Annotated in this window: 7 protein-coding genes; 4 read left to right on the top strand and 3 right to left on the bottom strand. The window is 69.1% G+C overall.

The features are described from left to right. Window position 1: 1 nt before the first annotated feature. The 3 genes from OG407_RS35580 (at window position 2) to cimA (ending at window position 3,663) form a co-directional block, all read left to right on the top strand. Window positions 2-1,039, top strand: coding sequence for an agmatine/peptidylarginine deiminase (locus tag OG407_RS35580; RefSeq protein ID WP_405863613.1), 1,038 nt, complete (start codon window positions 2-4; stop codon window positions 1,037-1,039). A gap of 17 nt (window positions 1,040-1,056) precedes the next feature. Next, the gene (locus tag OG407_RS35585; RefSeq protein ID WP_405863615.1) at window positions 1,057-1,659 is read left to right on the top strand and encodes a TetR/AcrR family transcriptional regulator; all 603 of its coding nucleotides are present in this window, start codon (window positions 1,057-1,059) and stop codon (window positions 1,657-1,659) included. A 399-nt stretch (window positions 1,660-2,058) separates the two neighbouring features. Beyond that, a complete protein-coding gene (gene cimA / locus OG407_RS35590; protein ID WP_405863617.1) occupies window positions 2,059-3,663 on the top strand; it encodes a citramalate synthase in 1,605 nt (534 codons plus the stop codon). A 126-nt stretch (window positions 3,664-3,789) separates the two neighbouring features. Here cimA and OG407_RS35595 read toward each other — a convergent pair whose 3' ends face one another. After that, on the bottom strand, window positions 3,790-5,658 hold the full coding sequence (locus OG407_RS35595) for a ricin-type beta-trefoil lectin domain protein (RefSeq protein ID WP_405863619.1): 1,869 nt from the start codon (window positions 5,656-5,658) through the stop codon (window positions 3,790-3,792). 134 nt (window positions 5,659-5,792) lie between these two features. Here OG407_RS35595 and OG407_RS35600 point away from each other — a divergent pair, with 134 nt between their 5' ends. Continuing rightward, window positions 5,793-8,807: a glycoside hydrolase family 3 protein gene (locus OG407_RS35600; protein ID WP_405863621.1), complete on the top strand. Its 3,015-nt coding sequence runs from the start codon at window positions 5,793-5,795 to the stop codon at window positions 8,805-8,807. A 59-nt stretch (window positions 8,808-8,866) separates the two neighbouring features. On the opposite strand, the gene OG407_RS35605 is transcribed toward OG407_RS35600, so the two are convergent. Further along, on the bottom strand, window positions 8,867-9,913 hold the full coding sequence (locus OG407_RS35605; protein ID WP_405868794.1) for a sensor histidine kinase: 1,047 nt from the start codon (window positions 9,911-9,913) through the stop codon (window positions 8,867-8,869). A gap of 10 nt (window positions 9,914-9,923) precedes the next feature. Further along, entirely contained in the window at window positions 9,924-10,667 is a 744-nt protein-coding gene (locus tag OG407_RS35610; protein WP_405863623.1) for a response regulator transcription factor, read from the bottom strand. Window positions 10,668-10,692 lie beyond the last annotated feature (25 nt).

A 10,692-nucleotide genomic window follows, 5' to 3' on the forward strand; every position in this document is an offset into this window, starting at 1 on the left:
CATGACCACGCCCGCCACCGACGGCTTCCGGATGCCCGCCGAATGGACCCTGCACGAGCGCACCTGGATGGCCTGGCCCGGGCCCAACCCGACCTTCACCACGGCGGAGGAGCTGGCCGAGGCCCGTGCCGCCTGGGCGTCCGTGGCCCGTGCCGTGCGCCGCTTCGAACCGGTGACGATGGTGCACGGCACGGGCCAGGGCGAGTCGGCGCGCGAGCTGCTCGGCCCGGACGTCGACCTGGTCGAGCGCGAGCTGGACGACGCGTGGATGCGGGACATCGGCCCCACGTTCGTCACCGACGGCAAGGGCGAACTGGCCGCCGTGGACTGGACGTTCAACGGCTGGGGCGCGCAGAGCTGGGCCCGCTGGGAGCACGACTCCAAGATCGCCCGCCATGTCGCCGACCTGGCCGGAGTCCCCGCACTCAGCAGCACGCTTGTCAACGAGGGCGGCGCGATCCACGTCGACGGCGAGGGCACGGTCCTGCTCACGGAGACGGTCCAGCTCGGTGCCGGCCGCAACCCCGGCCGGACGCGCGAGCAGGTCGAGGCGGAGATCCACGCCAGGCTCGGCACCACAAAGGCGATCTGGCTCCCGCACGGTCTCACCGGCGACTACGGCCTCTACGGCACCCAGGGCCACGTCGACATCGTCGCGGCCTTCGCAAGGCCCGGCACCGTACTGGTCCACAGCCAGCGCGACCCGGCCCACCCGGACCACGCCCGCTCGCAGGAGTACCTCGCCCTCCTCCGCGCCGAGACCGACGCGCAGGGCCGTCGCCTGGAGGTCGTCGAGGTTCCGGCCCCGACCGTCCTCAAGGACGAGGACGGCGACTGGGTCGACTACTCCTACATCAACCACTACCTCTGCAACGGCGGGGTCGTGCTCTGCGCCTTCGACGACCCGGGCGACGAGATCGCGGCCGGGATCTTCCGTCGCCTCTTCCCCGAGCGGACGGTCACACTGGTGGACGCCCGTACGATCTTCGCGGGCGGTGGCGGCATCCACTGCATCACCCAGCAGCAGCCGAAGATCTAGGGCCGGAGGAGACGGGAATGGCCGGTGCGCGGAAGAACGCGCCGCCGCGCGAGGACGTCCTCGCCGCAGCCATGGGCATGATCGCCGAACGCGGTCTGGAGCAGCTCACCATGGCGGCGCTCGGCCGCGAGGTCGGCATGAGCAGCGGCCATCTCCTCTACTACTTCCACTCCAAGGACGAACTCCTCCTCCAGGCCCTGGAGTGGAGCGAGGGCAGACTGGGCGCCGAGCGCGGTCGCCTGCTCACCCGCAGCACGGCCACGGCCCGCGAGCGCGTCGACGCGTACGTCGACCTGTACGTCCCCGACGGCCACCGCGACCCGCACTGGACGCTGTGGCTGGAGGTCTGGAACCGCTCGCAGAACGCCGACGACAACGCCCGTGACCGGCAGGCCGCGATCGAGGGCGTCTGGCACCGCGACCTGGTCGCGCTGATCGCGGAGGGGGTGTCACGCGGGGAGTTCCGGGCCGTCGACCCGGACCGGTTCGCCGCCCGGCTCCGCGCTCTCCTCGACGGTTTCTCCATCCACGTGGCGATCGGGCTGCGGGGCACGGACCGGGCGCAAGTCCTCGGCCACGTACGGGAGTTCCTGGACGAGGGACTTCTCGCGGACGCGTGACCTTCCGCTTGCATCCCCGTGAGTCCCCCGTGAGTACGGTGACGTTCAATTCGGCGGTGTCGGACGTGTTCATCCGCCAGGCGAGTTGATCAACGGACTGTTCGCATCATGAGACGGACGGTGAGCGCGGACGCGGGGTGTGCCAGACTGCGTCCGTGTTCTCGTTCGCCACGATTATTGGCAGCAGGCGCGCCGGTCCGCAGTGACCGCCTCGTACGACCAGGTACGGGCGGCCACCGTCGTCACTCGACCCGCGCGCAGACCTCTCGCACCCGCGAGGGGTTTTTCGCTTTTCTGGCCCACCTTCAGCCGGGAAAGCAGTGCGAGGGATCATTGAGGGACGGTGGAGCCGGTCATTCCGGTACAGACCGAGATTCAGATCCTCAGGAGCCAGACACCATGACGGAAACCAGCGAACTCGACGACTCGTTCCACGTCTTCGACACGACCCTGCGTGACGGCGCGCAGCGGGAGGGCATCAACCTCACCGTCGCGGACAAGCTGGCCATCGCACGGCACCTGGACGACTTCGGCGTCGGCTTCATCGAGGGCGGCTGGCCCGGGGCCAATCCGCGGGACACCGAGTTCTTCGCCCGCGCCCGGCAGGAGATCGACTTCAAGCACGCCCAGCTGGTCGCCTTCGGCGCGACCCGGCGGGCGGGCGCCAAGGCCAGCGAGGACCCGCAGGTCAAGGCGCTCCTGGACGCCGGCACCGAGGTCGTCTGCCTCGTCGCGAAGTCCCACGACCGCCATGTCGAGCTGGCCCTGCGCACCACCCTCGACGAGAACCTGGCGATGGTCCGCGACACCGTCTCCCACCTGGTCGCCCAGGGCCGCCGCGTCTTCGTCGACTGCGAGCACTTCTTCGACGGCTACCGCGCGAACCCCGAGTACGCGAAGGCGGTCGTACGGTCCGCCGCCGAGGCCGGCGCGTCCGTCGTCGTCCTCTGCGACACCAACGGCGGGATGCTCCCGGCGCAGATCCAGGCGGTCGTCTCCACCGTCCTCGCCGACACCGGCGCCCGGCTCGGCATCCACACCCAGGACGACACGGGCTGCGCGGTCGCCAACACCCTCGCCGCCGTCGACGCGGGCGCGACCCACGTCCAGTGCACGGCGAACGGCTACGGCGAGCGCGTGGGCAACGCCAACCTCTTCCCCGTCGTCGCCGCCCTGGAGCTGAAGTACGGCAAGAAGGTCCTCCCCGACGGCAAGCTCCGCGAGATGACCCGCATCTCGCACGCGATCGCCGAGGTCGTGAACCTCACCCCGTCCACGCACCAGCCCTACGTCGGCGTCTCGGCCTTCGCCCACAAGGCGGGCCTGCACGCCTCCGCGATCAAGGTCGACCCCGACCTGTACCAGCACATCGACCCCGAGCAGGTCGGCAACACCATGCGGATGCTGGTCTCCGACATGGCGGGCCGCGCGTCGATCGAACTCAAGGGCAAGGAACTCGGCGTAGACATCAGCGGCGACCGCGAGCTGGTGGGCAGGGTGGTCGAGCGCGTGAAGGAACGCGAGCTGAAGGGCTACACGTACGAGGCGGCAGACGCGTCGTTCGAGCTCCTCCTCCGTGCGGAGGCGGAGGGCAGGGCCCGCTCCTACTTCGAGGTCGAGTCCTGGCGCGCGATCGTAGAGGACCGCCCCGACGGCACCCACGCCAACGAGGCCACGGTCAAGCTCTTCGCCAAGGGCGAGCGCATCGTAGCCACCGCCGAGGGCAACGGCCCGGTCCACGCCCTGGACCGCGCCCTCCGCGTAGCCCTCGAAAAGATCTACCCCCAGCTCGCCAAGCTGGAGCTCGTCGACTACAAGGTCCGCATCCTGGAGGGCAAGCACGGCACGTCCTCCACGACCCGCGTCCTGATCGCCACGTCCGACGGTTCGGCGGAGTGGTCGACGGTCGGCGTCGCCGAGAACGTCATCGCCGCGTCATGGCAGGCGCTGGAGGACGCGTACACGTACGGCCTGCTGCGCGCGGGAGTCGAGCCGGCGGAGTAAGCGAGCGAGACACCGGAGGGACTGGAAATTCAGCCGAGAAAATCCAGCCCCTCCGGCGTTTGAGGAGCGGGGCCTGGGGCGGAGCCCCAGAAGGATGGGACGGGTAGGGGCGGCGGGGGCGAAAACCTACTGCAGATGCCACTTCTGGTTCGCAGCCCCCGTGCACGTCCAGATCTGCGCCCGAGTCCCGTTCGCAGACGTATTGCCCGTCACATCAAGGCACTTGTTGGCCGCCGTATTCACCACATCACCGGTGGTCGCGTTGTACGACCACTGTTGCGCGGCGGTTCCATTGCAGTCGTACAACTGGACCTTCGCCCCGTCGGCGGTCGAAGCCGACGTCACGTCAAGGCACTTGCCGAGGGAGCGGACCGTGCCGTCGGTGCCCACGGTCCACTGCTGGGCGGTCGAGGAGTTGCAGTCGTAGAGCTGGACGGCCGTGCCGTTGGTGGCCGAACCCCCGGCCACGTCGAGGCACTTGCTCGCGAGGCCGACGAACGCGCCGGTCTGGCTGCCGCCGCCGGCCTGTGTGCCCGCCCAGGTGAACGTGGCGGACGTCTTGCCGGGGAGGGAGTAAGTCGCGTGCTGGCCACCCCAGTTGATGGTCACCGTCTTCGCCGTGGACGCGTCGTTGTAGGCGATCAGCGCCTTCGATCCGTCCGGGTTGCGCCACGCCACGTTGGGGACGTTCGTGGACGCCGTCGACGCGATCCGCTGGGCTCCCGGCCGGACGAACTTCGTCAGCTGGCCCATCGTGTAGTACTCGACGGTGTAGTCGACGGTCCCGCTCGCGCCGTCGCCGTTGTGCACGGTGATCAGACCCGTGCAGGTGCCGCAACCGCCGTTGTGCGGGCCCATGTTCTGGTCCACGGCGAGCGACCACTTGGTCACCGACTTCGCCCAGTTGCGGGTGTAGTCGATGATGTTGCTCATGTCCTCGCGCTGCTGGTTGGCGATCCAGGTGCCGCCGGAGTGCTCGGTGCCGAAGGCGTCGAGCGTGGGGTACTGGTTGTGGACGGTGGTCTGCTTGGTGACGTCACCGCCGTAACCGTGCCAGGCGATCCCGCCGAAGTTGGGGTTCGAGCGGACGGCCGCGTCGTCCACGGTCGAGGCCGCGTAGGAGTCGTAGACGTCCCAGTTCCAGTCGTGCGCCAGCACCTTCGTCGTCAGGCCGGACGCGTTGAGCTTCGGCAGCAGCTCGCTCTTCGTGAAGTAGGCGAGGCCGGACGCGTTCCAGCTCATCGACGGGTAGCCGGAGCAGCAGGTCGGCTCGTTCTGGACGGTCACGTACGAGACCGGAACGCCCTGGTCCTTGTACGCCTGGAGGTACTTGACGAAGTAGTTGGCGTAGGCGCCGTAGTCCTCGGACTTCAGCCAGCCGCCGTTGAGCGAACCGCTGTCCTTCATCCACGCCGGTGCCGTCCATGGCGAGGCCATGACAGTCAGAGAGGGGTTGAGGGTCAGCGCCTGCTTGGTGAGCGGCACGACATCGGCCAGGTCGTGCGCGATCGAGAAGGAGTTGAGGTTCGGGTCGGTCTGGCCGGCCGCCACGTCGTCGTACGAGTAGCCGTAGCGGGCCAGGTCGGAGGCGCCCATCGGGTTGCGCAGGAACGACAGCCCGATCCCGTCGGTCGGCGAGAACAGCTTGGTCATGGTCGCGTTCCGGGTCGCCGTCGACAGCGCGCCGCTGCTGTTCATCAGCCAGGCCGCCGTGTCCGTGAAGGACGCGCCGCCCCCGGTGAACGTCTGGTAGCGGGTGTTCTCGTCGACGGTGATGTTCTCGCCGCTCCCGCCCGTCCCGGACGAGAAGGCGAACGGAGTCTGGGCCTGGAGGCCGCGCGTGACATGGCGTCCGGCGGCGTCGTCGGTGGTGGTGAGCCAGGCCGTGACCTGTTCACCGGCAGCGTGTGCGGGAGGTACGGCCGCGGTGAAGCCGGCCACGGAGAGCAGTCCGGCGAGCAGCAGCCGGGCCGTGCGGGGGGTTCTCCTGGACATGGATGCGTTAGCCCTTCCTGACGAGATGTCTTGACGGGTCTGCGGGCCGTTAGTTAACTCACGGCGTGATCTAAGTCATGAGTGAACTGTGCGAACCCAGAGTGAACCAGAGCTCCAGAGCCGAGGGAAGGTCCATGCCAAGAACCGCCCTGCTCGTTTCCACCGCCCTGTGCGCCGCGCTGCTGTCACCGGCCGCGGTCTCCCAGGCGGCCGCCGCCGCCGATCCAGCCCCCACGCCCGTCGACCGCTTCGAGGGCGAGGTGCCCTTCGCGAGCCAGCCCGCCGAGGGCATCTTCACCTGGGGCGGTGACACCGACGACCCGCCCCAACTCGCCCTGACCGCGAGACCCGACGCCCCCGAGGGCGCGAAGGTTCTCTCCGGGACGTACGACATCAGCGGCTACGGCGGCTTCACCCACGACTACGCCGCGACCGAACCCGGACACGACTGGTCCGCCCATCAGGGCATCCGCTTCTGGTGGGACGGCCAGAACACCGGCAAGGCCACCAACTTCGAGATCAAGGACGGCGGCGCGAACGGCGAGGCCTCCGAGCTGTGGACGACGTCCTTCACGGACGACTTCACCGGCTGGAAGCAGATCGAGATCCCGTTCACGAACTTCGTCTACCGCACGGACTACCAGCCCGTCGGCGGTATCGACCACGTCCTCGGCCTCACCCAGATGTGGGGCTACGCGGTCACCCTCCCGGTCGGTGTGCCACACGGCCAATTCGCCATGGACGACGTCGAGTTGTACGGCAAGGCCGACCAGTCCCTGCGCGCCTCCGTCACCACCGACTCGGCCGTCTACCCGGTCAAGGAGGGCGGTACGGCCGCGGTCAAGGTCACCGTCTCCACCACCGGCGCCGTCCCGCTGGACGACCCGGTGACCGTCGCCTACGCGTCCGACGGCGGCACCGCCACCACCGGCAAGGACTACACCCCGGTCGCCGGCACGCTCACCTTCCCGGCGGGCACCGCGTCCGGCGCCACCCAGACCGTCAAGGTCCGCACGCTGAAGGACAAGTCGGCCGAGAACGCCGAGACGATCCCGCTGAAGTTCACGGTCACCGGCGCCAAGGCCCCGGCCGAGAACCCGCAGGTCGTCATCGACGCGCACGGACTGCCGTACCTGGACAGCAAGTTGCCCATCAAGAAGCGCGTCGCCGACCTCGTCAAGCGCATGTCGCTGGAGGAGAAGGCCGGGCAGATGACCCAGGCCGAGCGCGGCGGTGTGGGCACCGGCGCCGACGTCGCCACCTACGACCTCGGCTCCCTGCTCTCCGGCGGCGGCTCGACCCCGACGCCCAACACGGCAGCCGCCTGGGCGAAGATGATCGACTCGTTCCAACTCCGCACGCAGGCAACCCGGTTCCAGATCCCGCTGATCTACGGCGTCGACGCGGTGCACGGCCACAACAACCTGGCCGGCGCCACGATCATGCCGCACAACATCGGTATCGGCGCGACCCGCGACCCCCAACTCGCCGAGAAGGCGGGCGCGGTGACGGCCAGTGAGGTCCGCTCGACCGGCGTCCCGTGGGACTTCGCACCCTGCCTCTGCGTCACCCGTGACGAACGCTGGGGCCGCTCCTACGAGTCCTTCGGCGAGGACCCGGCGCTCGTGCAGTCCATGGAGACGGTGATCCAGGGTCTCCAAGGCGCCGCGAACGGCAAGCAGTTGAAGGACGACGACAAGGTCCTGGCCACCGCCAAGCACTTCGTCGGCGACGGCGGCACCGCGTACGGCTCCTCCACGACGGGCACGTACACGATCGACCAGGGCGTCACCACGGTCACCCGCCAGCAACTGGAAGCCATCCACCTCGCCCCCTACCAAACGGCAGTCGACCGGGGCATCGGCACGGTCATGCCCTCCTACTCCTCGCTCGACATCGTCGGCGACGGCCTCGGCCCGGTGAAGATGCACGCCCGCGCCGACATGATCAACGGCGTCCTCAAGAACCGGATGGGCTTCGACGGCTTCGTCATCAGCGACTGGAACGCCATCGACCAACTCCCCGGCGACTACGCCTCGCACGTCGACACGGCGGTCAACGCGGGCGTCGACATGATGATGGTCCCGTACAGCTACAAGGACTTCAGCTCGACGCTCATCGCCGAGGTGAAGGCGGGCCACGTCACCGAGAAGCGGATCGACGACGCCGTATCGCGCATCCTCACCCAGAAGTTCAAGCTCGGCCTCTTCGAGAAGCCGTACGCCGACACGAGCAACGCCTCGAAGATCGGCTCGACTTCACACCGGGCCGTGGCCCGGCAGGCGGCGGCCGAGTCGCAGGTGCTGCTGAAGAACGCGGTTGGCGTCCTGCCGTTGAAGAAGAACCAGAAGGTCTACGTCGCCGGTTCCAACGCCGACGACCTCGGCAACCAGACCGGTGGCTGGACCATCACCTGGCAGGGCTCGTCCGGCACGAACACCACCGGCACGACGATCCTCCAGGGGATGAAGAACGCCGGCGGGAACGTCACGTACTCCAAGGACGCCTCGGCTTCCACGAGTGGTTATGACGTGGGTGTGGTCGTCGTCGGCGAGACCCCGTACGCCGAGGGCGTGGGCGATGTCGGCAACGGCAACGACCTGACCCTCACCCCGGCCGACCAGGCAGCCGTGGACAAGGTGTGCGCGGCGATGAAGTGCGCGGTGCTGATCGTCTCCGGGCGCCCGCAGCTGATCGGGGACCAACTCCCCAAGATCGACGCCCTGGTGGCCTCCTGGCTCCCGGGCACCGAGGGCGACGGTGTGGCCGACGTGCTCTACGGCAAGCGGTCCTTCACCGGTCAACTCCCGGTCACCTGGCCGAAGTCGGAGGCCCAGCTCCCGATCAACGTGGGTGACACGTCGTACGATCCGCAGTTCCCGTACGGCTGGGGTCTGACGACGCGGACGAAGGCGCCGACGGGTGGCGCGGCCACCTTGAAGGCGCTGGAGAACGCGGCGGCGCACGCCAGGTCGGCGGAGAGCGGCAAGGCGCTCGTCACCAAGGCGCGGCTGCTCGTGCAGGCGAAGGTGGGGCAGAACGTGACGGCGGCGGTGTCGAAGCCGTTCGCCGACGCGGACCATCTGCTGCTGACGGGTAAGTACGCGGCGGCTGTGAAGAAGCTGGAGGAGGCGTACAAGGCGGCGTAGGCCTCGGCTTGTTCGCCGGATTCGCACCCCCTGTGGCCTCAACGGCACGAGGGGTGCGGCTAGTTGGCGGGTAGTTCCACCGTGATGCGGAGGCCGCCGGCGGGGCGCGGGGTGAGGGTCAGGGTGCCGTCGTGGGCGCCCGTGATGGTCTTGACGATCGCCAGGCCGAGGCCGACTCCCGCGTGGTCGGTGTGGACGCGTTCGGTGCCGCGCTGGAAGGGCTCGGTGAGGGTCGAGACCTGGTGGGGGGTGAGGATGGCGCCGGTGTTCTCGACCGTGAGGACCGCGGACTTGGGGCCGACGGCGGTGGTCACCCACACGGTGCCCCGCTCGGGGAGGTTGTGGACGATCGCGTTCTGCACGAGGTTCGTGGTCAGTTGGAGCAGGAGTGCCTGGGAGCCGCGGGTGGGGGTGATGTCGCCGCCGGTCTCGATGCTGACGCCGTGCTTCTCCGCGAGGGGGAGGAGGGTCTCGGTGGCCTCTTCCGCCAGGAGGGACAGGTCGACGGGTTCCCGGGCGAAGGACCGCTGGTTGGCGCGGCTGAGCAGGAGCAGTGCCTCGGTGGCGTCGATCGCCCGGGTGTTGACGGTGTGGAGGCGGTCGATGATCCGGCCGGTGTCGTGGTCCGGGTCGGCGCGGGCCAGGTCGAGCAGGGTCTTCGAGATCGCCAGCGGGGTGCGCAGCTCGTGGGAGGCGTTGGCCGCGAACCGCTGCTGTTCGGCGACGTGGGCTTCGAGCCGGGCGAGCATCGTGTCGAAGGCGTCGGCGAGTTCGCGGAACTCGTCCTCGGGGCCCGGCAGTCGGATGCGGTGGGAGAGCGAGCCGTCCGTGGCCAGCCGGGTGGCCTCCGTGATGCGGGTCAGCGGGGCGAGCATGCGGCCGGCGAGCAGCCATCCTCCGCCGAGACCGAACACGAGCAGGAACGTCAGCGTGACGGCCGCGGTCGGAGCGAAGGCGCGCAGCACGGCCAGGGTGTAGTCGGGCTGGATGATGAGCCCGACGTGGGACACGCGCGTCAGGAACGTCCACGCGGCGACGAGCAGCAGGACACCGGCGAGCATGAGGAACCCGGCATAGCTGAGGGTGAGCTTGAGCCGGACGCTCATCCCGGGGGCTCTATCCACGGGCTTCCCCTTCCTGGCCGGGTTCCGATGGCTTCAATGATTCCGGTGGCTCCAATGGCTCCAATGGCTCCGATTGCTGCGTGTCGATGCGGTAGCCGACGCCCGGCACGGTGGCGATGATCCAGGGCTCGCCGAGCCGCTTGCGCAACGCCGAGACGGTGATGCGTACGGCGTTGGTGAACGGGTCGGCGTTCTCGTCCCAGGCCCGCTCCAGGAGTTCCTCGGCGCTGACGACTCCGCCCTCGGCGGCGACGAGGACGTCCAGCACGGCGAACTGCTTCCTGGTCAGCGCGACATAGCGGCCGTCCCGGTAGACCTCCCTGCGGAACGGGTCGACGCGCAGGCCCGCGATCTCCCGTACGGGCGGCCGGCTGTGGGCGCGTCGGCGGTCCAACGCCCGCAGCCGGAGGGCCAGTTCCTGGAGTTCGAAGGGTTTCGTGAGGTAGTCGTCGGCGCCGAGTTCGAACCCGGTGGTCTTGTCGTCGAGACGGTCGGCGGCGGTCAGCATGAGGATCGGCATACCGCTGCCGGAGGCGACGATACGGCGGGCCACCTCGTCGCCGGAGGGGCCGGGGATGTCGCGGTCGAGGACGGCGATGTCGTAGCTGTTGACGCTCAGCAGCTCCAGCGCGGTGTTCCCGTCACCGGCGATGTCGGCCGCGATCGCCGCCAGGCGCAGGCCGTCGCGGATGGCCTCCGCCAGATAGGGCTCGTCCTCGACGATCAGCACACGCATGGGTCCGATGGTAGGAGTCGGCACA

It is taken from the genome of Streptomyces sp. NBC_01515 (assembly GCF_045040345.1).
GTDB lineage: Bacteria > Actinomycetota > Actinomycetes > Streptomycetales > Streptomycetaceae > Streptomyces.

Bases quoted from the DNA above. Each gene is read 5' to 3' on its own strand.
- OG407_RS35580 (WP_405863613.1), top strand. From the start codon at position 2: ATGACCACGCCCGCCACCGACGGCTTCCGGATGCCCGCCGAATGGACC.
- OG407_RS35585 (WP_405863615.1), top strand. From the start codon at position 1,057: ATGGCCGGTGCGCGGAAGAACGCGCCGCCGCGCGAGGACGTCCTCGCC.
- cimA (WP_405863617.1), top strand. From the start codon at position 2,059: ATGACGGAAACCAGCGAACTCGACGACTCGTTCCACGTCTTCGACACG.
- OG407_RS35595 (WP_405863619.1), bottom strand. From the start codon at position 5,658: ATGTCCAGGAGAACCCCCCGCACGGCCCGGCTGCTGCTCGCCGGACTG.
- OG407_RS35600 (WP_405863621.1), top strand. From the start codon at position 5,793: ATGCCAAGAACCGCCCTGCTCGTTTCCACCGCCCTGTGCGCCGCGCTG.
- OG407_RS35605 (WP_405868794.1), bottom strand. From the start codon at position 9,913: ATGAGCGTCCGGCTCAAGCTCACCCTCAGCTATGCCGGGTTCCTCATG.
- OG407_RS35610 (WP_405863623.1), bottom strand. From the start codon at position 10,667: ATGCGTGTGCTGATCGTCGAGGACGAGCCCTATCTGGCGGAGGCCATC.